The sequence below is a fragment of the Aliiroseovarius sediminis genome (assembly GCF_022678485.1).
GTDB classification, from domain to species: domain Bacteria; phylum Pseudomonadota; class Alphaproteobacteria; order Rhodobacterales; family Rhodobacteraceae; genus Aliiroseovarius; species Aliiroseovarius sediminis.
Genome location: NZ_JALBYP010000035.1, coordinates 196,722 through 219,700 on the forward strand (window position 1 = coordinate 196,722; position 22,979 = coordinate 219,700).

Sequence of the window (22,979 nt, forward strand, 5' to 3'; positions counted from 1 at the left end):
GTTTCTGGTTCAACTCTATGCGAATGGAGACTTATTCGCAACTTAAACGCCTTGGTCTTTTTGACGCGCGCGTGCCCCGCTATACCAGCTATCCGACTGCCCCGCATTTCAAGCCGGGGGTCGGCGCTGAAAATTTGTCCGACTGGATTAAAGCCATCCCCGCCGGTGACGCGATTTCGCTTTACGTGCATATCCCCTTCTGTCGGCGGCTGTGCTGGTTCTGTGCTTGCCGCACACAAGGCACTTCGACATCGGAGCCCGTCGCCGCCTATGTCGAGACGCTTAAGCAAGAGCTTGAGACGATTCGCGGCCTGCTGGCGCCCGGGATCAAGCTAGAGCACCTTCACTGGGGTGGCGGAACGCCCACGCTTCTTCTGCCCGAAATGATCGCGGACCTGACCGCGTCGATTCTGGATGTGACGCCGCTGGCGCAAGACGCCCAGTTCTCGGTTGAAATCGACCCATCGGAAATCGACGACGCGCGGCTGGATGCGCTGGCCCAAGCCGGTATGAATCGCGCCTCGATCGGGGTGCAGGATTTCGACCCGATGATTCAAGAGGTCATCGGTCGCCCGCAAAGCTACGAGATCACGAAACAGGCCGTGGACGGATTGCGTTCGCGCGGCATCAACAGCCTGAACATGGATATCCTGTATGGCCTGCCGCACCAGAACACGGCGCGGATCACCGATTCGGTCGAAAAGCTGATCAGCCTTGGCCCAGACCGCGTGGCGCTGTTTGGCTATGCTCACGTTCCGTGGGTCGCACGTCGTCAGACCTTGATCCCGACCGAGGCGCTGCCCAGCGCCGAAGAACGGCTTGGCCTTTACAACACCGCCCGTGATCTGTTCATCGCGGCAGGCTATGATGAAATCGGAATCGACCACTTCGCCCTGCCCTCGGACGGACTGGCCAAGGCACACAAAGCGGGCACGATGCGGCGAAATTTCCAAGGCTATACCGAGGACGCATCGCAGGTGATGATCGGGGTCGGCGCAAGCTCGATCGCGCGCTATCCGCAAGGCTATGCCCAGAACGAGCCTGCAACCTCGAAATACCAAGCGGCGGCCCGCGACGAGCGGCTGGCGGGGGCGAAGGGGCACGTCTTTACCGCCGAAGACATCGCCCGCGGTCGCGTCATCGAAGAACTTTTGTGCTATTTCCGCGTCGACTTTGCCAAATTGGCGGACGAGCTATCGCGGCCTGTCGATAGCTTTCTGTCGATGGTCGACGGGCTTGAACACACCATGCCCGAAACCACGGATCTTGACGGCACCATCTTGTCCATCCGACCACAGGCACGCCCGGTCGCCCGTATGATCGCGCGCCATTTCGATAATTACGAGATGAACGAAAGTGGCCACAGCCAGGCGGTTTGATAACCGCCTGCGCTATTTGTCCTTGCGCAATGTGCGTTCGGGATATCCCGCTTCGGTGGCGATATCGTCCAGCACTTGCACAAGAGTCTTTTCGTGATCAAACTTGCCGTTTTGCAAGAATTCCGTGACCTGCGCGATCACCAACGGGTTCACCATCATGAACGTATGTGTGACAGGCAGGACGATGTGATCATTCATGCCCTCAATTCGCGTGCTATCGACGGACACTTTTCCATCATCCGCCCCTTCTATGACCGCCGAATAGATCGGGTTCAGTGATCTGTTACCCGCGATCACGCCCAACTCGAACGCGGCTTGACCGACTCGATTAGGCACGGAATCCTCGCTTGTACCCAATTGAAGACCCGCGGGGCCATTTAACCACTCGAATGGTTCCAAATCGCCAAAAGCATCGACCAGCTGCGATCCCCGGTTTGGCGGTGCCAACATCACCACGCGCCCCATATCTGCGGGCCGATGATCCTGCAGCCAAACACGCGCCAAAATGCCACCCATTGAGTGGGTTACGAAATGCACCTTCTGATCACCGCACGCGGCCAGCGCAGGGGGGATCGCCGACTGAACCAATTCACCAATCGGCGCCTTGGTAGAGGGATAACCAAGGTTCACAACTTGATAACCAGCGACAGTCAGGCTTTCCTCCATCACCCAAAGGGACGACGGGGAGCGGGCAAGCCCGTGCAACAGCACGACGCATTCTGCACGCGCGATGCCAGTCAACGTGGTCATAAGGCCAAGGGTCAGGGTCAGTAGTTTTATCATACCGGATAGATACGCGTCCCATAGGCCGGTTGCGAGTGGCAACTTGCCACGGATTGACAGATAAGCAACTCTCGGCGCATGTCGATTACATTCAACACCCCCCGTTTGGCCGTTCGCGCGCTGCTTCTGCACGAAAACCGTCTGTTGATGGTCAATGCCTATGGCGGCCGGAAATCAGGTCTTTTGTGCCTGCCCGGCGGCGGGGTTGAGCCAGGCACCAGCCTGCACGATAACCTGACCCGCGAAGTGCATGAGGAAACCGGGCTGGGCATTACGGTCGGCGATCCTGCCTTGGTGAACGAATTTCACGACCCCGACAGCGGGTTTCATCAAGTCGAAATCGTGTTCCGATGCACTTTGGTCAGCGGGCGACTTGACCCCGGGTGGCAAGACCCCGAGGCAATCGTCACCGACCGGCGCTGGGTCACGCACGAGCAGATCGCGGGGCTGCATTTCCGCCCATTGTCCCTTCCCGCACTGGCATGGGGCGACCCTAAGGCCGCCCCATCATATGACGCATTGGAAGCGATTGTGCGATAGCTCAGCGCACCTCGGTATAAAACCCCGGTGCAAACCAGCGGATGATCAACGCCCCTGCCCCGGTGATGGCAACCGCAAGCATGGCGATCCAGCCGATATAAGGGATCAGCGCCAAAAGTGTGATCGCCGCAGCGCCGACCAGTGCAGCCAACGCACGCTCGACCAGAGTTTCGGGCAACGGGCTGTTCAACAGACCCATCACGCCAACGCCAAGGATATAAGTGCCGATCACATAGCCCGCGAGGCCCAGAAGTAACGCCAATACAATAGATGCCGGTATCAACAAAATGCCGACACCAGTCATCGCAAACAGGAACAGCGATCCAGCCAGCGCCGAGATGGTCAGGAACCCTATCCACAACGCGCGCACGGGTGATTCCAAAGTGCGCAACCGCAGGGCCAACAAGAAGGACGGCGTGATCGCGGCGATCAATGTCACCAGAACCGTCAGGATCAGAATGCCGACGATTTTGTCCAAGAGCCACCCCGCCCAACCATATCCGGCCCCATCGCGCGTGGCACCGCCATCGGGGTCCGCGCCAGCGTCGAAGGCCCGGGTTGGGTGGCGCTCGATCCGGTCGGCAGTCACCACCGTTTCCGGGATTACAATGTCGTCGGGATTGTCGGCGTAAATAAACAGCTTGCCGTCAATACGGGCATCGCCGCCGAAGCCGATGTTCTTGGAAGAAAAGCTGGCATCGCCTGCAATCACTCCTGTCAGCATGATATTTTCGGCCGCGATCAACGCGCTGTCGCCAACGGCTCCGTTCACCTCGACCCGTTGTGCGGCAACGCGAAGGTCGCCCCCAATCGCATCACCAATCAGCACTGTGTCACCGGCCAGTTGCGCATCCCCACCAACGCCGCCCGCAACGTTCACATTCATACCGGCGGCATAAAGGCTCTGCCCGACAGGTGCCAGAATCGACACTGACCGCCCCCCCGCATGGGCGCTGCCGCCGACAGGGGCCGAGATCACCACCGTATTGCCAACGATAAAGGCGTCATCCACCGGGTCGCCCGACAAGGTCACGTTGTCGCCCGCCATGTAAGCATCATCACCGAAGCGATAGACTTCTTGCGCGCTGGCAGGCAGCGCCAGAAGCGTGACGAAGAAAAGAATTAAGGTTCGAAACATGGCTGTCCCTGCCCATTATTGATGTTATGCCCGTTAACATAGACGGCACTTCCCCGTTTGTAAGGGGGACACCAAAAAATTCCACCACAAAAGAAAAGGGCGCCCATATGAGCGCCCTTTAGACTTTGTATACTTTACGACGAAGGGGCCCGGCGGCCAATCGCCGTTCGCATCCGATTTTCCTGATGGAAAATCAGATTACATCATGCCGCCCATGCCGCCCATGCCGCCCATGTCGGGCATGCCGCCGCCAGCAGGGGCGTCTTTTTGCGGCTTGTCGGCAACCATGGCTTCAGTGGTGATCAGCAGACCGGCAATCGAGCCTGCGTCTTCCAAAGCAGTCCGCGTTACCTTGGCGGGATCAATGACGCCGAACTTGAACATGTCACCATATTCTTCAGTCTGCGCGTTGAACCCAAAGGTCACGTCATCGCTTTCACGGATCTTGCCAGCAACCACAGCACCATCGACACCAGCGTTTTCTGCGATCTGGCGCAGCGGAGCTTCCAGAGCCTTGCGCACGATGTTGATGCCGGCGTTCTGATCGGCGTTTTCGCCTTTCAGATCGACAAGCCCTTTGGCGGCCTGAACCAGCGCAACACCACCACCGACGATCACGCCTTCTTGCACGGCCGCACGGGTCGCGTTCAGAGCATCGTCCACACGATCTTTACGCTCTTTCACTTCCACTTCGGTCATGCCACCGACGCGGATCACGGCAACACCGCCTGCCAGTTTGGCAACGCGTTCCTGCAGCTTCTCACGGTCGTAGTCGGACGTGGTTTCTTCGGCTTGCGTGCGGATCTGAGCGACACGCGCTGCGATCTCGGCTTTTTCGCCAGCACCGTCGACGATGGTGGTTTCGTCTTTGGTGATCTGGATTTTCTTGGCCGAACCCAGCATGTCCATGGTCACGCTTTCCAGCTTCATGCCCAGATCTTCCGAGATCACTTGACCACCAGTCAGGATCGCGATGTCTTGCAGCATGGCTTTGCGGCGATCACCGAAGCCCGGCGCTTTGACAGCAGCGATTTTCAGGCCGCCGCGCAACTTGTTCACAACCAGGGTTGCCAGCGCTTCGCCTTCAACATCCTCTGCGATGATCAGCAGGGGCTTTTGCGATTGGATCACGGATTCAAGAAGCGGAACCATCGGCTGAAGCGACGACAGCTTCTTTTCGTGCAGCAGAACAAGGCAGTCGTCCAGCTCGGCAACCATCTTGTCGGGGTTGGTGACGAAGTAGGGCGACAGGTAGCCGCGGTCGAACTGCATACCTTCAACGACGGTGGTTTCGGTTTCGAGGCCTTTGTTTTCCTCGACCGTGATGACCCCTTCGTTGCCAACTTTTTGCATCGCGTCGGCGATCTGGCGGCCGATTTCCGATTCACCGTTGGCCGAGATGGTGCCGACCTGTGCGACTTCGTCCGAGTCCTTCACTTCGCGGGCCATATCGCGGATGCTTGCGACAACAGTGGCGACAGCGGTGTCAATGCCGCGCTTCAGGTCCATCGGGTTCAGGCCAGCAGCAACCTGTTTCAAGCCTTCGCGTACGATCGACTGGGCCAGAACGGTGGCTGTGGTGGTACCGTCGCCGGCTTCGTCATTGGTGCGGCTGGCGACTTCTTTCACCATCTGCGCGCCCATGTTTTCGAACTTGTCTTCCAGTTCGATCTCTTTTGCGACCGTCACACCGTCCTTGGTGATGCGTGGGGCACCGAACGACTTGTCCAGAACCACGTTGCGGCCTTTCGGGCCAAGGGTCACTTTGACAGCGTCAGCGAGGATATTGACGCCACGCAGCATTGCATTGCGGGCATCGGTGCCGAACTTTACGTCCTTAGCAGCCATTTAGCTTACTCCTGTTAATACGTGTAAATCGGGTCAGACAATCAGGCGATAATGCCCATGATGTCGGATTCTTTCATGATCAGCAGCTCTTCACCGTCGATGGTGACTTCGGTGCCGGACCATTTGCCGAAAAGGATTTTGTCGCCTTCTTTGACGTCCATGTCGATGCGATCGCCGTCTTCATCGCGCGCGCCCGCGCCAACGGCGACGACCTGGCCTTCGGCAGGCTTTTCCTTGGCGCTTTCCGGAATGATCAGGCCGCCTGCTGTTTTCTCGTCGCTTTCGACGCGGCGGACCAACACGCGGTCATGCAGTGGTGTAAATGCCATTTCTGAGACTCCCTAAGCTCAGTTTCACTTTCTTAGCACTCACCGGATGCGAGTGCTAACGGCAGAGAGTTAGGGCGTCATTTTGCGACTGTCAAGTAATCGGGCGCGCAATCATGTCTGCGCAGGGTCAGATTTGCAGCAACGCCATCGCACAGCGTGACCCAAAGGGCAACCAACCGTGTGGTGGCGGGCTGAGTCACTCCGCTAACAGATGCTCGTAACGGGCGTCGGTCAGCGTCTTCATAAACGCAACCAGCGCATCAATGCGCTTGTCATCCAGCGCGGGACCGTGAATCAGCTCCGTCACCGCAAGGTTTTGCGGAATTTCCGGCATCGCCCAAGGCTTGTTCGTTTCGGGGTTGATCTGGCGGTCTTTGTCCAGCGTGTTGTATTTGTTGTAAAACAACACGACTGTCCGCAAATCTTCGAAAACGCCGTTATGCATATAGGGGCCGGTCACGGCGATATTGCGCAGGGTCGGCACCTTGTAACGCCCCCCCGCATCGGCCGTGTCGATGTCCGGATTTGCCAGAAGGCCAAGATCCGGGCCTTTCACCCCGTTGACCGCGCGCACCGCAGCGTTCGCAGGCGTCCCGATGTTGTGATATTCATAATTGCTAAAGGTCTCGTCCTGCGCGATGGGCGAGGTGCGCAACTGGTGACACAGGTTGCAATTTGTGAACTGCTCAGAGAAGAACAGGACACGGCCCAGTTCCTCCTCGTCCGTCAGCTTGACGTCGCCACGCAGGAAACGATCATACTTGCTGTCGAAGGGTGAAAACAGATCGGTGCTTTCGAACGCAGCAATCGCCTGTGTCATTGCATCATAAGCGGCAGCGTCATCATCCCAAACATCGTCCCCGAACAGAGCTTTGAAAGCCATCACATAGTCGCTGTTCTCAGACAACCGCGCGACCACGGATGCCTCGTCAGGCATTCCCATCTCGATCGGGTTCAGGGGTGGCCCGCCCGCCTGTCCGGCCAGCCCGGCCGCGCGCCCGTCCCAGAACATGCCCCCGCGCCAGGATTTCTTATCAAGTTGCTCGAAATCAGGTGTGAACCTGGCATAGGTCGCTGTCGGCGCGGTTCGGTCACCTAAGCTGATTCCATCGTCGCCCAGCGACACCGCACGCCCCACATCTGTTTCGCGCGGATCGACAAAACCGTATTCCGGGTCGTGGCAGGTTGCGCAGGATTGTGTGCGGTTTTTCGACAGATTTACATCAAAAAACAACGCCTCGCCCAATTCTTCAGGACTGTCGAACGCCGCGACCGGCGTTGCCAGCCCCATCATCAGAACCGAGGTCAAAAACACGCGCATAAGATCAAGCTCCAGTTGATAATTGGCAGCACTTAACCGAAAATCGCGGTGATGAAAATTGATCCTGATCAAAAAAGTCGGATTATTTATTCACAATCCGGTGCGCCAAGGCCTCGTGGCCGTCTGCCGTCAGGGCATAGACGCCACGTTCCACTCGTTCAAACCAGCCATAGTGATTGATTGCCATCATCCGCGTCGCGGATTGAACCCCCGTGACTTTGGCAAGCGCGGCACCTTTCATCGGCCCCTTTTTCGCCAAACACGCCGCAAGTTTCTCGGCGTCCTGCCGATAGGCCGTCACCACCTTGCCTTTCGTGCCGCCGGTATTAGGATCACCATCGCGCCGTGCAAACTCCGACAACAGACGCCTAGACTTGACTTGGGACTTGCGCGGGTGGAAAGGGCCGGGATCGGCATGGACCTGCACCAGCCCATCTTTCAGACGCACCGACAGAACCCCAACGCCAAGCCGTTTGCACAGGCCCACATTGCCCTTGAACGCGCGCCAACCGGGTTTACCCGACCAGCGCGGCACCGCCACATAAACCAGATCACTGACCGCCTGACGCGCAACGGCCTGCTGCAACAGCGTCAGAGAAAACCCCGCCTTCAGTTCCACGATCACCGGCGGCTGACCCGCGCGCAGGGCGACTACATCAGCGGCGCCGATTTCGGCTTTCACCTCGTACCCCGCATGTTCCAACCAGGATTTAACGGGGCCATAAAGGGCAGTCTCGGAAGGTTTCGACATGCACCCTTTCTAGCGCCAACACACCGGCGCGGCCAAGCCGTTTACGCACGACATCTGTTCCTCTTTTCGGGCATCCGCACCTGGAAACCTCGCCCGCTCCGATGCTGCAATGCAGCACGTGACAAGAGCGGGCGCGCATCTTATAAGGCTGGCGAAATAAGCGACTCTTACAGACGGACAAAACACTATGACCACCCTTGTTTTCGGCCACAAATCGCCCGACACCGACTCGACCGGATCGCCCATCATCTGGGCTTGGTACCTGAACGAGATCAAAGGCATTAACGCCGAGCCCGCGTTACTGGGCGAACCCAATACCGAAGCCGCATGGATGCTGACCCGCTGGGACCTGCCCAAGCCGCGCATCATTGCCGATGTGGACGATGGCCAGCCCTGCGTGATCGTCGATACCAATAACCCTGCCGAGCTGCCCGCCAATATCAACGGCGCAGATGTGCAAGCGATCATCGACCACCACAAGCTGGTCGGCGGGCTTGAGACCAAAGGCCCCATCGACATCACCATCCGTCCGCTCGCGTGTACCGCGACCATCATGTATGACCTGATGGGCGAAGACGCGGCCAAGATGCCAGAGGCCATCAAGGGCGCGGCGCTGACTTGCATCCTGTCGGACACGCTGGAATTCCGTTCGCCCACCACCACCGACCGCGACCGGGAAGTGGTCAAGGTTCTGGCGAATGATCTGGGCGTGAACGTGACGGAATACGCAGCCGAGATGTTCGCCGCCAAGTCGGACGTGTCCGAGTTTTCCGACGCCGAGCTGATCCGCATGGATTCGAAGGAATACGAAGTCGCAGGCACCAAGTTCCGCGTCAGCGTTCTGGAAACCACCGCGCCGGAGATTCCGTTGGGCCGCAAGAACAGCCTGATGGAGGCCTTCAAGGCCGTCGCAGCCGAAGATGGCGTCGATCAAGTGCTTCTGTTCGTCGTGGACATTCTGAAAGAGGAAGCCACCCTGCTGATCCCGAACGACGTTGTGAAGGGCGTGGCCGAGAAGAGCTTTGGCGTAAAAGTAGAGGGCGACGCGGTTGTCCTTCCGGGCGTGATGAGCCGGAAGAAGCAGATTATTCCGAATTTGGCTATTTAAGCCGAGGTGGATTAAGCACTTACAAGGCCCGCGCGACGTCGCGGGCCTTTTGCGTTGGAGACGATGGGTCCGCGCGGCGCACTCTATCTGGCAAAGCGCAGCAGCACCGCCCCCAGCAAGGTTGTCAGCGTCGCAAAGACCTTTATCAGGTCCAGCCTTTCCTTCAGGAAGAACACGCCGATCAGCAGCGCGAAGATAATGCTGGTTTCGCGCAGGGCCGTCACAAGCGCAATCGGGGCTTGGGTAAAGGCCCATGTTACGATGGTATAGGCGATGAAAGATGCGCCCCCGCCCAGCACGAAGGCCCGCCGCCCCGTCGTTGCCACGACCCTCAGCGTCATGGGCGATCTGATCGCAAGGTACAGCGCCATGATGGCCCCGTTGCAGATCGCAAGCCAGCTGAAATACCCCACTGATGTGCCCGCAAGCCGGGCGCCAAGGCCATCAACCAACGAATAGCTCGCGATGAACAGCCCGGTTATCAGCGCCAGCCCCGCCGCAGTTTTGTTGAATTGTCCGTCGGCCCGTCTGACCAGCGTCAGGCTAATGATCCCGCCCCCGATGATCAGAACCGCAAGCATTTGCATCGGCGCCAAATGGACGCTCAGAACCGTCACCGAAACCAGCGCCACGATCAATGGCGCAGCACCCCGTGCGATGGGATAAACCTGCGTCAGATCACCGGCCTCGTATGATTTCAACAAGAATATGTGATAGCCAGCATGAAGCACGATGCCCGCGGCCAGATATGGCAAGCTTTCAGCCGCTGGCGCGGGTACAAAAAGCAGGGCGATCAGCGCAAAGGGAATGTGCCCGATCACAACCGCGCCCATGCTCAGCATTTTATCTGCACCGCCTTTTACCAAGGCGTTCCAGACTGCGTGCAGCAAGGCGGCCCCGATAACGGCAACGAATACGATCATGCTCATGGGTGGAAATCCTAGTTTGCGCCTAAGCGGACTGTAGGCGAAATGCGTGACAATACAATCAATCTTGCCAGGGTCCGCTTCGCCCCACATCGCCCCGCATGAACGCAACCTTCCCCTAGCCACCCCCCTCTGCCTCTGCCATATCTTCCATTAACGAAGGAGATCCGCCATGACCCGCATTATCGAAAGCCTCACCGACATTTCCGCGACCTACGACGCTTATTTCGTTGACCTGTGGGGCTGCGTGCATAACGGCGTTCATGCCTTCGACGAGGCCGTTGCGGCCCTGCGCAAGGTCCGCGCGGATGGTGGGTTTATTGTTCTGGTCACCAACGCGCCACGTCACCGAGCGTCGGTCGAAGGGCAGTTGGATCAGATCGGTGTGCCGCGCGATTGCTGGGACACTATCGCGACCTCGGGCGACAGCGCACGGGCGGCGATGTTCACCGGGGCGGTCGGCCAAAAAGTCTGGTTCATGGGCGAGGCGCACGACCGATCCTTCTTCGATCCGATGGCAATCATCGACGATCCCGTGCGCATCAAAGAGGTCGCGCTGAAGGACGCCGAGGGTATCGTTTGTTGCGGGCCATTCGACCCACACGCCCACCCCGATGAATTGCGCCCCCAATTGCTGCTGGCCAAGCAAAACGGCTTGAAACTGCTTTGCGCCAACCCTGATATCGTCGTTGATCGCGGGGGGCAGCGGGAATGGTGCGCGGGTGCCATTGCCCAGCTTTACACCGAGATGGGTGGCGAAAGCCTGTATTTCGGCAAGCCCCATCCCCCAATTTACGACCTTGCGCGACGTCGCATGATCGCCGAAGGGCGTTCGGTATCGGATAATCGCATTTTGGCCATTGGGGATGGGATCGCCACCGACATCAAAGGTGCCTTGGGCGAGGATATTGATTCTCTTTTCATCACGGGCGGTTTGGCACGCGATGAGACAAAAACCCATAACCAGCCTGATCCAGACGCGCTGGACCAATACATTAAGTCCGAGATGATCACGCCCACCTTTGCAATCGGTTATTTACGTTAATACAATACGTTGTTTTAAATAGACATTCCTGAGACCGTCGGGCGCTAAACTTGTGCTGACGTGGCAGCCTGCAGAACAATCTGCCGGGTATTTTCCCGAAGGTTTCCCCTTGATTTTCTGCAACTGCAAAGTAATGTTATTACCAATAGGGGCGCGCTTTCATCTTTTTATTTCCCGGAGGACCCTGATGTTGGACAATTTGCCACGCGGAACGATCTGCATAGAAGAGCTGGAAATCGGGATGATGCGCCATGTCACGAAAGAAGTGACCGACCGCGATATAGAGATGTTCGCCGAGATTTCGACCGATCGGAACCCGGTGCATCTGGATGACGACTACGCCAACGACACGATCTTCGAGGGTCGCATCGCGCATGGGATGTTAACCGCTGGCCTGATCTCGGCGGTGATTGGTGAACAACTTCCGGGCCACGGCACAATCTACATGGGCCAAAGCCTGACGTTCCTTGCCCCTGTGCGCCCCGGCGACACCGTGCGCGCCGAAGTTACCGTGATGGAGATTGAACACGCAAAACGCCGCGTGACGCTGAAAACCGAATGCCTTGTAGATGGCAAGCCGGTTTTGAAAGGCGAAGCGAAGGTGCTGGCGCCCTCGGCCAAATTTGACTGAATACAACTTTTAGTTTATTAAGTAAAAACCCTGCAATTTATGATTGCAAATTGGTAGAGGCTTTTATAAGCTGCCGTCGGATCACTACTGCTTATAAGGGTTTAATTATGCGTAAATTTCTGCTGATCGGCTGTATTTTCTCGTTAGGCGCATGCGCTGCAGGGATGGAAGCAACACCGGTCGTATCGCAATATAATGGCGACAGCGTCAGCATCCAGCTTGACGGAAACCAGATGGCAATGCTTGATAGCGCAAGCAAAGAAGAAGCATTGCGCAAAGCTGACGCCGAAGCCGCGCGTATTTGCAGCAAGGGCCACAAGAAACGCGCAGAATATACAAGCCATCGGAATATCCCGACATCTCAGTACACCACAGTTGTAGAACGTCTGTACCTGTGCCTCGGCTGATCTGGCGGGGCACGTCGGGGGCTGATTTTCTCGCCAAATCGCCCCTACCCGCCCGTCGGACTTGCACCTGTTCGCTGTGGACGCTAAGGCCACGTCATGCGGATCGTTCGGGATTATCAGTTTGTTGAAAAAGCGGATCGCGGTGCCTCGGCCGCGATTGGCAATTTTGATGGTGTGCATCTGGGCCATCAGTATGTAATCGACATCGCTCGCACGCAAGCTGAGGCCGATCAGACGCCGCTGGGTGTAATGACGTTCGAACCCCACCCCCGCGAATATTTCGCCCCCCAAAGCGGCCCTTTCCGTTTGATGAGCGCGGATGCCCGCGCGCACCGGCTGGAAAAGCTTAGGGTCGAGCGGTTATATGAACTCAGCTTCAACGACACCCTGTCGGCGTTGACCCCGGAAGACTTCGCTCAGCGCGTGGTCGTGGACGGGCTGGGCCTGAGCCATGTGGTCATTGGCGAAGATTTTCACTTCGGCAAGGGGCGCGCGGGCACATCCGCAGACATGGTTGCTTTGGGTGCGAAGATGGGTTTTGGCGTAACCGTCACACCGCTCATGTCGGACGGGGTGGGCGAGGTCAGTTCGACCGCGATCCGGCAGGCGCTCAGCGATGGTTGTCCTCGCGACGCCGCACGCATGTTGGGCCACTGGCACCGGATGGAGGGCGAGGTTGTTCGCGGCCATCAGCGCGGGCGTGAGCTGGGATATCCGACCGCCAACATGTCCATCGCCGGTCTGCACCCGCCCAAGTTTGGCGTCTATGCGGTTCAGGTCGATATCCTGACCGGCCCGTACCAAGGCAGTTACAACGGAGCGGCGTCGATCGGCACACGGCCGATGTTCGGCGAAAACCTTGCAAACATAGAAACCTTCATTTTCGATTTCACGGGCGATATCTATGGCGAGCAGATCTCGGTCGCGCTGATCGACTTTCTGCGCCCCGAAGCCGTGTTCGACGACGTCGATGGGCTGGTCGCCCAAATGGGTGCCGACTGCGCCCGTGCCCGTGACATTTTGGCGAGCTTATGAGGTCAACATGATCCGTCATATCGTATTTTTCACAGTAAAGCGCCCTGAGGACCGTGAGACGGTTCGCGAAGGGTTGGAATTGTTAAAGGACATTCCCGATTGCCGCCTGCTGGAAGTCGGTGTCAACCTTGCCGATGATCCGATCCCTGGTCCATCGCCTGACTTCGTCGTGTATGGCGAATTCGACGATGCGGCGCAGTTGGCCGCCTATAAGGCCCATCCGCTATATCAACAGGCCATCGAACGGGTCCGTCCGCTGCGCGAGTTGCGGATCGCGGCCGATTACACCGCGGGCTGACTAATCCGCCATCGCCCCCAATCCGGGCATCAGAAAAGGCCACGCATGACCAAATCTCTGCGCAAGAAGTTCTGGGAGCTACCGCTTGATCGTCTGACCCCCACCGAGTGGGAGGCGCTGTGCGACGGCTGCGGCAAATGCTGCCTAAACAAGCTTGAGGATGCGGATACCGGCGAGATCGTGTTCACCCGCGTTGCCTGCCGTTTGCTAGACAACGAAACTTGCCGCTGTGCGCAATATGACATTCGCCTGCAATTCGTACCGGAATGTATCGTCCTGACCCCGAAGAACATCGGTGAGACGGCTTATTTCATGCCCGCCACCTGTGCCTATCGCCTGCGCCACGAAGGTAAGCCGCTTTACGACTGGCACCATCTGATATCCGGCGATCCTGACAGCGTGCACAAGGCTGGACAAAGCGTGCAAGGCTGGACCGTGCCGGAATTTGAAGTACCTGAAGATGAATGGGAAGACCACCTGATCGAGGAGCCGCATTGATGTTTTTCGCCTCTGACAATTCCGGACCAGCCCATCCGAAGGTGATGCAAGCCTTGGCCCGCGCCAACGACGGTTACGCCATGCCCTATGGCGCCGATACCCTGATGGACGAGGTCCGCGCGCGCATCCGCGAGATATTCGAGGCACCACAAGCCGCCGTCTATCTGGTCGCCACCGGCACGGCAGCCAACGCGATTGCGCTGGCGACGCTGTCGCAGCCGTGGGAGACCATCTTTTGCACGCCTCAGGCGCATATCCACCAAGATGAATGCAACGCGCCCGAGTTCTTCATGGGCGGCACGAAACTGACCCTTGTCCCCGCCGATCACGCCAAGATGACCCCTGCCAGCTTGCACGCGGCGATCGCGGCCGAGGAAAGCCGCGGTGTGCACGGCCCCCAGCGCGGCCCCGTGTCGATCACCAATGTGACCGAGCGTGGCACGGTCTATTCGGTCGCCGAGTTGGACGCTTTAACCAAGGTCGCCAAAGAGTTCGGCCTTGCCACACATCTTGACGGCGCGCGCTTTGCCAATGCGCTGGTTTCGCTTGGCTGCACACCGGCCGAAATGACGTGGAAAGCCGGTATTGACGCAGTCAGCTTTGGCGGCACCAAGAACGGCTGCATGGGGGTCGAGGCGGTGATCTTCTTCGACCCGAAACACGCGTGGGAATTTGAGCTGCGGCGCAAGCGCGGCGCGCATCTGTTTTCAAAGCATCGTTACTTGTCGGCACAGATGCTGGCCTATCTGACCGACGACCTGTGGCTGGACCTTGCCCGGCGGTCGAATAATGCCAACGCGCGGCTGGTGCGAGGGTTGAAACAGATTGAGAGCGTGCATTTTCTGCACGAACCCGACGCGAACATCACCTTTGCGGGCTGGTCGCGTGCAGGGCACCGCCGTTTGCACGACGCGGGCGCTGCTTACTACGTTTGGGACGACAATCTTGCTGGCGATGACCCGGACGAGGTTCTGACAGCCCGCATGGTCGCCGATTGGTCGATGAGCGAAGCCAACGTGGACAGGTTTCTTGACTTGGTGCGGGGTTAGGCAACAACAGGCCCGGCTTCGCGCAGGAAGGCCAGAATGCGATCCCCCACCTGGATGGGATGGGTGACTGGTGCCATGTGTCCCGCCCCGTCGATCACATGACGCCGGACATTGGGCAACCGGGCTTCTAGCGCGTCATGCACAGCGCTGATCAGCGCGGGCGAACGTGCTCCCTCCATCAGCAAAACGGGCACGTCCAGACGCTCCAACGCACCGGGCGCAAGTTGGCCGTGGATGTCGTCATGGGTGACGGGCTTGCCTGCTGGAATCAGATGAATCCGGCGCGCCATATCCTCGCGCTGGGACAGGGGCAGAGATTGCCACGCCGCGTCGCGGCCCCACAACATATTGAACAGCCGCGCAGCCTCCATCCGGTCACCATCTTGCACGGCTTGCGCAAACGGGCCGTTCATCAACGCTGTATTTTCAGCATAAGCCGGATGATTACGGGCCGCAGAAAAGAACACGGGTTCGAACATTGTCAGGCTGCGGACCCGTGCGGGGTTTCGCTGGGCCAGACGCATGGCAATCGTGCCGCCATAGCTGTGCCCGATCAGATCAACAGGCCCGGTGGTCTCGCGGTTCAACAACGCCTCGGCGATATGAACGCTTGTGTCCTGATAGTCGCCGACCCCGTCCCAATCGGCGCTGCGCCCGTGGCCCGGAAGGTCAAGCGCAAGCATTTTCAATTGTTCTGACAAGACCCGCTCGACCCCGCGCCAGGCGCCGGAATGGGCCAGAGAGCAATGCACCAGAAGCGCCTCTCGCGCGCCCTGCCCCGCCCTGTGCCAATAGGTTGGGTGCCCGGCAAGAGGTTCGACTACCATCAGGTTTTGGCTCCCAGATGGCGGTCCAATGCGTCCAACCGATCCTGACCCCAGAATTTTGCGCCATCATCGACAACATAGAACGGCGATCCGAAAACGCCTGCGCTGACGGCATCTTCAAGGTTGCGCCCGTAAGCTTCCGCCCCCGCAAGCAGACCACTGTCGGCCAACGCCCGATCATAACCCGCATCCGACAGGCAGGCTTTGATCACGGCATCATCGGCGATGTCCTTTTCTTCAGCCCAACAGGCCCGCATGATCCCATGCACCAACCCACCCAGGTCGCCGCCACCGACCGATTGCGCTGTGATGATTGCGTAAGACGCAGGCGCGCCGTTGGTGGGCCAATGGGCCGGGGTGTAGTTCATCTGCATGTCCAGCGCGCGGGACCAGCGTTTCAGCTCTTGCATCCGGTAGTCCATTCGCGATGGGTGCCGATCCTTGGGCAACGTCCCTCCGGTGCGGGCAAAAAGCTGTTCGACATCTAGCGGCTTATACGTGACGGTCGCCCCGTGACGGTCCGCGATCCCTTCAAGCCGCGATCCGGCCAGATAGGCCCATGGCGACAACACCGTGAAATAATAGTCGATATGGCTCATTTTTCGGCCCCCTGTTGCGCCAATGCTGTTTCAAGGAACCTATCCCGATGTTATGGGGTGTCAACGTCACGATTCTGTCATACCGATCACGCCGGGAACTGCTGCCATGCCATCCTCAACCGAACCGAAACTTATTTCCGGCAATGCCAATCGGCCCCTTGCCAAAGCTGTCGCCAAACGCATGTCGATGCATCGTGGATCGCCGGTCGGGCTGGTCGATGCACGGGTCGAGCGTTTCAACGATCAAGAGGTCTATGTCGAGATTTACGAGAATGTGCGCGGTGAGGATATGTTTATCATCCAGCCGACCTCAAACCCGGCGAATGACAACCTGATGGAGCTTTTGATCATCGCGGACACTCTGCGCCGGTCGTCAGCCTCGCGCATCACCGCTGTGATCCCCTATTTCGGTTATGCCCGGCAGGATCGTCGCTCCAGGGCACGCACACCGATTTCGGCCAAACTGGTGGCAAACCTGATCGCCCAGTCGGGGATCGAACGGGTGTTGACGATGGACCTGCACGCCGCCCAGATACAGGGGTTCTTCGACATCCCGGTGGACAACCTTTATGCCAGCCCGATTTTCGCGCTGGATCTCAAACATCACTTCAAGGATTGCATGGACGATGTGATGGTGATCTCGCCCGATGTGGGCGGCGTCGCACGGGCCCGTGAATTGGCCAAACGCATCAACGCGCCTTTGGCCATCGTCGACAAGCGTCGTGAAAAGGCCGGCGAGATTGCCGAGATGATCGTGATCGGCAATGTCGAAGGCAAGCGGTGCATCATCATCGACGATATCTGCGACACGGCTGGCACCCTTTGCAAAGCGGCCGAAGTTCTGATGCAGAACGGCGCGCAAGAGGTGCACGCCTATATCACCCACGGTGTCATGTCCGGTCCGGCTGTCGAACGTGTCAGCAATTCCGTGATGAAGTCACTGGTCATCACCGATTCGATCGAGGCGACCGACGCCGTGAAAAACGCTCCCAATATCCGCATCGTGCCCACCGCACCGATGTTTGCACAGGCGATCCTGAACATTTGGGGCGGCACCTCGGTCTCGTCGCTGTTCGATCACGAAACGTTAGAACCGCTATACGAGAGCTTGTATTCGTAATAGGATTGCGTTGTTCACCAAATGTCAAAGGCCCTTCGGGGCCTTTTTCTTTTGCCGCTCATAGCTGTCGCACCAACACGAAGAAATAAAAGCCCCGCCAACTGGGCGGGGCTTTTATTGTTATCATGATATTGGCGGGCTCAGGACTTGACCGAAAGGCCTAGTTCGCTGCCCATAGCCTCGATATCCACCGAGCGCTTGGCGAGTTCGTCCAGGTTTTCAGGCGTCGCGTTTTGCGATGCAGCGGCGGCGTCGGATACGAATCCATCCAGAACATCTTGTGTCATTTCCGACACCGGAACAGCGCGTTCGGCCAGAATCGATGTGCCGACCGCTGTGATTTCCGCAAAGCCTCCGGTCACGGCAAATTCGGCGTTTCCCTCAGGCGCTTCGACGCGAACGATACCAGGACGCAACGTCGTGATCGTCGGTGCGTGGTTCGGCATCGCCGTCAGGTCACCATCAGCGCCCGGGAGCTGGACCGCTGTCGCCTGAAGTGAAGCCAGGCTTCGTTCAGGGGATACCAGATCAAATTGCATCGTATCAGCCATTCAGGGCCTCCTTAGGCAGCGTCTGCCGCCATTTTTTCGGCTTTCGCGATCACTTCTTCAATGCCACCAACCATATAGAAGGCGCCTTCGGGCAGGTGATCGTATTCGCCAGCCACAACCGCTTTGAACGACGAGATTGTGTCTTCCAACGGAACCTGAACACCGTCCGAGCCGGTGAACACCTTAGCCACGTCAAACGGCTGCGACAGGAAACGTTCGATCTTACGCGCGCGGGCGACGGTAAGTTTGTCTTCTTCCGACAGTTCGTCCATGCCGAGGATGGCGATGATGTCCTGCAGCGACTTGTAACGCTGAAGCACCTGCTGAACGTCGGTCGCGACCTTGTAATGCTCGTCGCCGATGATCAGCGGATCCAGCAGACGCGAGGTCGAACCCAGCGGGTCCACAGCCGGATAGATCCCTTTTTCCGAGATCGCACGGTCCAGAACGGTCGTCGCGTCAAGGTGAGCAAACGAAGTTGCAGGTGCAGGGTCAGTCAAGTCATCCGCGGGAACATACACGGCCTGAACCGATGTAATGGACCCCGATTTGGTCGACGAAATACGTTCTTGCATGGCGCCCATGTCGGTGGCCAGCGTCGGCTGGTAACCAACCGCCGAAGGAATACGACCCAGAAGTGCGGACACCTCGGAACCGGCTTGCGTAAAGCGGAAGATGTTATCGACGAAGAACAGAACGTCGGAACCGGTGTCGTCGCGGAACTGCTCCGCCAGCGTCAGACCGGACAGGGCCACACGCATACGGGCTCCGGGAGGTTCGTTCATCTGGCCGTAGACCAGCGCAATTTTAGATTTCTCAAGATCGTCAGGAACGATAACACCGGATTCGATCATCTCGTGATACAGATCGTTACCTTCACGGGTCCGTTCACCAACGCCAGCAAACACGGATACGCCCGAGTGCACTTTTGCAATGTTGTTGATCAGTTCCATGATCAACACCGTCTTGCCCACACCGGCACCGCCGAACAGACCAATTTTACCACCCTTGGTATAAGGGGCCAGCAGGTCGATAACCTTGATGCCGGTGGTCAGGATTTCGGTTTCGGTCGACTGTTCGTCGAATGCAGGTGCGTCGCCGTGAATGGGTCGGCTGTCTTTCGACTTCACTGGGCCTTTTTCGTCAACCGGCTCGCCGATGACGTTCAGAATACGGCCCAAAGTCGCGTTGCCAACCGGCATCGAGATCGGGGCACCGGTATCGGTCACGTCTTGACCGCGCACCAAACCTTCGGATGCGTCCATGGCGATACAGCGCACGGTGTTTTCACCGAGGTGCTGCGCCACTTCCAGAACCAGATTGTTGCCGTTGTTGTCCGTGGTCAGGGCGTTCAGAATGGCCGGTAGGTCATCCTCGAACTGAACGTCCACAACGGCACCAATCACCTGTGTGATCTTACCTTTAGCGTTAGCCATTGTTGTTTCTCCGGTTTCTTAGAGCGCCTCGGCGCCCGAAATAATTTCGATGAGCTCGTTGGTGATCACAGCCTGACGCGAGCGGTTGTACTGAATGGTCAGTTTGTCGATCATCTCGCCAGCATTGCGGGTTGCGTTGTCCATGGCAGCCATACGCGCGCCTTGCTCGGATGCCGCATTTTCCAACAAGGCCGAGAAGACCTGAGTGGCCACGCCAGAGGGCAGAAGCGTTTTCAGGATGCCTTCTTCCGACGGCTCATAGTCGTAGACGGTCGATGCCTCGGCCCCCTCTTCGGGTGCGTCGAAACTGGCCGGAATGACCTGCTTCTGGGTCGGAACCTGCGTGATCACACTTTCAAAGGTGTTGTAGAAGATCGTCGCAATATCGAACTCATCCTCGTTGAAGCGATGAATCAGGTCGTTGGCGATCGACTGCGCGTTGTCGTAGCCGACATTGCGCACGCCCGACAAATCCACATGGCCGATCATGTGATCACCATATTCACGCCTCAACTGCTCGCGACCTTTTTTGCCGACAGTCAGGATCTTCACAGTCTTGCCAGATGCCAACAAGTCAGCTGCCTTGGCGCGCGCCAGTTTGACGATTGACGAGTTGAAACCACCGCAAAGTCCGCGTTCGGCGGTCATGACCACCAGCAGGTGGACCTGATCGGAACCCGAACCCGCCAGCAGTTTGGGCGCACTGTCCCCGCCTGTTGACGCGGAAGCCAACCCACCCAGAACGGCGTTGAACCGCTCTGCATAGGGGCGCCCAGCTTCGGCAGCCTCCTGCGCCCGCCGCAATTTCGCGGCGGCCACCATCTGCATGGCCTTCGTGATCTTACGAGTGTTCTTGACACTCTGGATCCGGTTTTTGAGGTCCTTAAGGTTGGCCATCGTTCAATGCCCCCCTTAAGCGAAGTCAGCGGCGAAGGCGTCCAGCGCAGCTTTGATTTTTTCCTCAAGCTCACCTTTAACCTTGCGGTCGTTGTTGGTGATGTCGTCAAGCAGGTCAGCATGTTTCTGGCGCAGATGGTTCAAAAGGCCATCCTCGAAACGCCCCACGTCGCCAACAGCAATCTTATCAAGATAGCCGTTGGTGCCCGCATAAATGACGCACACGATTTCCGCGTTGGTCAGCGGCGAGTATTGCGGCTGCTTCATCAACTCGGTCAGACGTGCACCACGGTTCAGCAGCTGTTGCGTTGCCGCATCAAGATCGGACCCGAATTGTGCGAAGGCTGCCATCTCGCGATACTGAGCCAGCGACAGTTTCACCGGACCGGCAACCGAAGACATGGCCTTGGTTTGCGCACTTGAGCCAACACGCGACACCGACAGACCGGTGTTCACGGCAGGGCGAATACCCTGATAGAACAGCTCGGTCTCAAGGAAGATCTGACCGTCGGTGATCGAAATGACGTTGGTCGGAATAAACGCAGACACGTCGCCGCCTTGGGTTTCGATAATCGGCAGAGCTGTCAGCGACCCGGAACCGTAATCTTCGTTCAGCTTGGCCGAACGCTCCAACAGGCGCGAGTGCAGATAGAAAACGTCACCCGGATAAGCTTCACGGCCCGGCGGGCGGCGCAGAAGCAGCGACATCTGGCGATAAGATACCGCCTGTTTCGACAAGTCATCATAGGTGATCAGGGCGTGGCGACCGTTGTCACGGAAATACTCGGCAATTGCGGTCGCGGCATAGGGGGCCAAGAACTGCATGGGCGCCGGGTCAGAGGCGGTTGCGGCCACAACGATAGAATATTCGATTGCGCCGCTTTCTTCCAGCTTCTTCACCAGCTGGGCGACGGTCGAACGCTTCTGACCAATAGCCACGTAAACGCAGTAGAGCTTCTTGCTCTCGTCATCGCCAGCCGCGTCGTTGTACGACTTCTGGTTCAACATGGCGTCCAGTGCCACGGCAGTCTTACCAGTTTGGCGGTCGCCAATGATCAGCTCACGTTGGCCACGGCCAATCGGGATCATCGCGTCAACCGATTTCAGGCCGGTTGCCATCGGTTCATGAACCGATTTGCGCGGGATGATGCCCGGCGCCTTCACGTCGGCCACGCCCCGCTTTTTCGCGTTGATCGGACCCTTGCCGTCGATCGGGTTGCCCAGACCGTCCACAACGCGACCCAGAAGCTCGTCACCGATTGGCACGTCCACGATCGAGTTCGTGCGCTTGACAGTGTCGCCTTCTTTAATGTCACGGTCCGACCCGAAGATAACAACACCAACGTTGTCGGCTTCAAGGTTCAGGGCCATTCCGCGGATACCACCGGGGAATTCGACCATTTCACCAGCCTGGACCTTATCAAGACCGTAGACGCGGGCGATACCATCACCCACTGACAAAACGCGGCCGACTTCGGCCACTTCGGCATCTTGGCCGAAGTTCTTGATCTGGTCCTTCAGGATCGCAGAGATTTCTGCAGCTTGGATACCCATTATCCGACCTCTTTCATGGAATTCTGAAGTGCATTAAGCTTCGCCCGGATCGAGGTATCGATCATGCGCGAGCCCACTTGGACGACAAGGCCACCGATGAGGGTTTCATCGACGGAAAGGTTAATGTTCACATCCTTGCCGATAGAAGCCTTCAGGGCCTTGGCAAGTTTGTCTTGTTGCGCCTTGGTCATGGATTTGGCGGCGGTCACCTTGGCGGTAACCTCACCCTTATCCTCGGCAATCAGGTCCCGCAGGGCTGAAATCAGTTGCGGCAGAACAAATAAACGCCGCTTCTGAGCCATCAGCCCAAGCGTATTCACGACCATCGGCGAAATTTTCATCTGTTTGGCGACAGCAGAGATTGCGGCACCCTGTTCATCCCGGCTGTAAACCGGTGAACTGATCAGGTCGCGAAGATCTTCGCTATCGGCGAGAGCAGCCTCAAGCGCGGCAACGTCCGCCTCGACTGCTTTCAGTTTCTTACCCTCTTTGGCCAAGTCAAAGACGGCAGTAGCATAACGCTGGGCAATGCCAGTTGAAATCGAGACTGGTTCGGACACGTCCACCCTTCCGATGTCTTTAGCCCCTTTGTGATCTGCCGGTTGGCAAATCGGGGCGGCCTACAGATGCCGCAAGTTCTCGCGTGTCATCTAAATCGTCGAAGCGTTTAGCAGGGATATGCGCCCCTCGCAACAGGCTTGCATGGGTTATCGCCAACATAAGCCCGCCTTTTTCAGGCTTCTGCCGGCGGACGGGTGGCAGACCCTTTGACCCAAGGGAAAAAACCGCCCCACAACGGCGCGAAGTGTCACATCCCGGTTACAGTCGCGCGCGATGCGTCCTGCGCAAATTCGCGGCTGACCGCGTGACCCGTTGCGCCGGATGCCCGCAACCCGGTCGCTGATTCTG

At 58.1% G+C, this 22,979-nt stretch carries 25 protein-coding genes; 11 read left to right on the plus strand and 14 right to left on the minus strand.

The annotated features are described in order from the left end of the window. Nucleotides 1-23: 23 nt before the first annotated feature. The gene (gene hemN, locus MN186_RS12405) at nucleotides 24-1,379 is read left to right on the plus strand and encodes an oxygen-independent coproporphyrinogen III oxidase (protein ID WP_242114979.1); all 1,356 of its coding nucleotides are present in this window, start codon (nucleotides 24-26) and stop codon (nucleotides 1,377-1,379) included. Nucleotides 1,380-1,391: 12 nt separating this feature from the next. Here the strand turns inward: hemN and MN186_RS12410 are convergent, their stop codons facing one another. Continuing rightward, a complete protein-coding gene (locus MN186_RS12410) occupies nucleotides 1,392-2,162 on the minus strand; it encodes an esterase/lipase family protein (RefSeq protein WP_242114680.1) in 771 nt (256 codons plus the stop codon). A 78-nt stretch (nucleotides 2,163-2,240) separates the two neighbouring features. Between MN186_RS12410 and MN186_RS12415 the strand changes: the two genes are divergently transcribed. Further along, nucleotides 2,241-2,702 carry an NUDIX domain-containing protein gene (locus MN186_RS12415; protein WP_242114681.1) on the plus strand — a complete coding sequence of 154 codons (462 nt, stop codon included), beginning with the start codon at nucleotides 2,241-2,243 and terminating at the stop codon, nucleotides 2,700-2,702. A 1-nt stretch (nucleotide 2,703) separates the two neighbouring features. Here the strand turns inward: MN186_RS12415 and MN186_RS12420 are convergent, their stop codons facing one another. The 5 genes from MN186_RS12420 to MN186_RS12440 form a co-directional block, all read right to left on the minus strand. Next, nucleotides 2,704-3,840: a DUF8173 domain-containing protein gene (locus MN186_RS12420; protein WP_242114682.1), complete on the minus strand. Its 1,137-nt coding sequence runs from the start codon at nucleotides 3,838-3,840 to the stop codon at nucleotides 2,704-2,706. Nucleotides 3,841-4,038: 198 nt separating this feature from the next. Further along, the gene (gene groL, locus MN186_RS12425) at nucleotides 4,039-5,688 is read right to left on the minus strand and encodes a chaperonin GroEL (RefSeq protein WP_242114683.1); all 1,650 of its coding nucleotides are present in this window, start codon (nucleotides 5,686-5,688) and stop codon (nucleotides 4,039-4,041) included. Between the two features lie 41 nt (nucleotides 5,689-5,729). Then, a complete protein-coding gene (gene groES / locus MN186_RS12430) occupies nucleotides 5,730-6,017 on the minus strand; it encodes a co-chaperone GroES (protein WP_242114684.1) in 288 nt (95 codons plus the stop codon). Between the two features lie 196 nt (nucleotides 6,018-6,213). Further along, entirely contained in the window at nucleotides 6,214-7,338 is a 1,125-nt protein-coding gene (locus tag MN186_RS12435; protein WP_242114685.1) for a cytochrome-c peroxidase, read from the minus strand. Between the two features lie 82 nt (nucleotides 7,339-7,420). Continuing rightward, nucleotides 7,421-8,089 carry a DUF2161 domain-containing phosphodiesterase gene (locus tag MN186_RS12440; RefSeq protein ID WP_242114686.1) on the minus strand — a complete coding sequence of 223 codons (669 nt, stop codon included), beginning with the start codon at nucleotides 8,087-8,089 and terminating at the stop codon, nucleotides 7,421-7,423. Between the two features lie 187 nt (nucleotides 8,090-8,276). Between MN186_RS12440 and MN186_RS12445 the strand changes: the two genes are divergently transcribed. Then, on the plus strand, nucleotides 8,277-9,197 hold the full coding sequence (locus MN186_RS12445) for a manganese-dependent inorganic pyrophosphatase (protein WP_242114687.1): 921 nt from the start codon (nucleotides 8,277-8,279) through the stop codon (nucleotides 9,195-9,197). 83 nt (nucleotides 9,198-9,280) lie between these two features. On the opposite strand, the gene MN186_RS12450 is transcribed toward MN186_RS12445, so the two are convergent. Next, a complete protein-coding gene (locus MN186_RS12450; RefSeq protein WP_242114688.1) occupies nucleotides 9,281-10,126 on the minus strand; it encodes a DMT family transporter in 846 nt (281 codons plus the stop codon). Nucleotides 10,127-10,295: 169 nt separating this feature from the next. Here MN186_RS12450 and MN186_RS12455 point away from each other — a divergent pair, with 169 nt between their 5' ends. From MN186_RS12455 to MN186_RS12485, 7 genes are all read left to right on the plus strand, one after another. Continuing rightward, nucleotides 10,296-11,168 (plus strand): TIGR01459 family HAD-type hydrolase, encoded by an 873-nt coding sequence (locus MN186_RS12455; protein WP_242114689.1) that lies wholly within the window; start codon nucleotides 10,296-10,298, stop codon nucleotides 11,166-11,168. Nucleotides 11,169-11,355: 187 nt separating this feature from the next. Next, complete coding sequence (locus MN186_RS12460) at nucleotides 11,356-11,799, plus strand: MaoC family dehydratase (protein WP_242114690.1); 444 nt, start codon at nucleotides 11,356-11,358, stop codon at nucleotides 11,797-11,799. A gap of 107 nt (nucleotides 11,800-11,906) precedes the next feature. Further along, on the plus strand, nucleotides 11,907-12,206 hold the full coding sequence (locus MN186_RS12465; RefSeq protein ID WP_242114691.1) for a hypothetical protein: 300 nt from the start codon (nucleotides 11,907-11,909) through the stop codon (nucleotides 12,204-12,206). Nucleotides 12,207-12,302: 96 nt separating this feature from the next. After that, nucleotides 12,303-13,241 (plus strand): bifunctional riboflavin kinase/FAD synthetase, encoded by a 939-nt coding sequence (locus MN186_RS12470; RefSeq protein WP_242114692.1) that lies wholly within the window; start codon nucleotides 12,303-12,305, stop codon nucleotides 13,239-13,241. 7 nt (nucleotides 13,242-13,248) lie between these two features. Then, nucleotides 13,249-13,539 (plus strand): Dabb family protein, encoded by a 291-nt coding sequence (locus MN186_RS12475; RefSeq protein ID WP_242114693.1) that lies wholly within the window; start codon nucleotides 13,249-13,251, stop codon nucleotides 13,537-13,539. 45 nt (nucleotides 13,540-13,584) lie between these two features. Further along, a complete protein-coding gene (locus MN186_RS12480; RefSeq protein ID WP_242114694.1) occupies nucleotides 13,585-14,037 on the plus strand; it encodes a YcgN family cysteine cluster protein in 453 nt (150 codons plus the stop codon). Further along, a complete protein-coding gene (locus MN186_RS12485; protein ID WP_242114695.1) occupies nucleotides 14,037-15,086 on the plus strand; it encodes a threonine aldolase family protein in 1,050 nt (349 codons plus the stop codon). Before MN186_RS12480 ends, MN186_RS12485 begins: the two co-directional genes overlap by 1 nt. Here the strand turns inward: MN186_RS12485 and MN186_RS12490 are convergent. Both MN186_RS12490 and MN186_RS12495 read right to left on the minus strand, forming a co-directional pair. Further along, the gene (locus MN186_RS12490; RefSeq protein WP_242114696.1) at nucleotides 15,083-15,913 is read right to left on the minus strand and encodes an alpha/beta fold hydrolase; all 831 of its coding nucleotides are present in this window, start codon (nucleotides 15,911-15,913) and stop codon (nucleotides 15,083-15,085) included. The genes MN186_RS12485 and MN186_RS12490 overlap by 4 nt on opposite strands. Further along, a complete protein-coding gene (locus tag MN186_RS12495) occupies nucleotides 15,913-16,512 on the minus strand; it encodes a 2-hydroxychromene-2-carboxylate isomerase (protein ID WP_242114697.1) in 600 nt (199 codons plus the stop codon). The genes MN186_RS12490 and MN186_RS12495 overlap by 1 nt, the downstream gene beginning before the upstream one ends. A 106-nt stretch (nucleotides 16,513-16,618) precedes the next feature. Between MN186_RS12495 and MN186_RS12500 the strand changes: the two genes are divergently transcribed. Beyond that, a complete protein-coding gene (locus tag MN186_RS12500) occupies nucleotides 16,619-17,632 on the plus strand; it encodes a ribose-phosphate pyrophosphokinase (protein WP_242114698.1) in 1,014 nt (337 codons plus the stop codon). A 140-nt stretch (nucleotides 17,633-17,772) separates the two neighbouring features. Here MN186_RS12500 and MN186_RS12505 read toward each other — a convergent pair whose 3' ends face one another. From MN186_RS12505 to MN186_RS12525, 5 genes are read right to left on the minus strand one after another with little or no spacing between them, the layout of a single operon-like run. Further along, entirely contained in the window at nucleotides 17,773-18,183 is a 411-nt protein-coding gene (locus MN186_RS12505; protein WP_242114699.1) for a F0F1 ATP synthase subunit epsilon, read from the minus strand. An 11-nt stretch (nucleotides 18,184-18,194) separates the two neighbouring features. Next, the gene (gene atpD, locus MN186_RS12510) at nucleotides 18,195-19,619 is read right to left on the minus strand and encodes a F0F1 ATP synthase subunit beta (protein ID WP_242114700.1); all 1,425 of its coding nucleotides are present in this window, start codon (nucleotides 19,617-19,619) and stop codon (nucleotides 18,195-18,197) included. 18 nt (nucleotides 19,620-19,637) lie between these two features. Then, nucleotides 19,638-20,516 carry a F0F1 ATP synthase subunit gamma gene (locus tag MN186_RS12515; protein WP_242114701.1) on the minus strand — a complete coding sequence of 293 codons (879 nt, stop codon included), beginning with the start codon at nucleotides 20,514-20,516 and terminating at the stop codon, nucleotides 19,638-19,640. 15 nt (nucleotides 20,517-20,531) lie between these two features. Beyond that, on the minus strand, nucleotides 20,532-22,070 hold the full coding sequence (gene atpA / locus MN186_RS12520) for a F0F1 ATP synthase subunit alpha (RefSeq protein WP_242114702.1): 1,539 nt from the start codon (nucleotides 22,068-22,070) through the stop codon (nucleotides 20,532-20,534). Next, on the minus strand, nucleotides 22,070-22,630 hold the full coding sequence (locus MN186_RS12525) for a F0F1 ATP synthase subunit delta (protein ID WP_242114703.1): 561 nt from the start codon (nucleotides 22,628-22,630) through the stop codon (nucleotides 22,070-22,072). Before MN186_RS12525 ends, atpA begins: the two co-directional genes overlap by 1 nt. Between the last annotated feature and the right edge of the window lie 349 nt (nucleotides 22,631-22,979).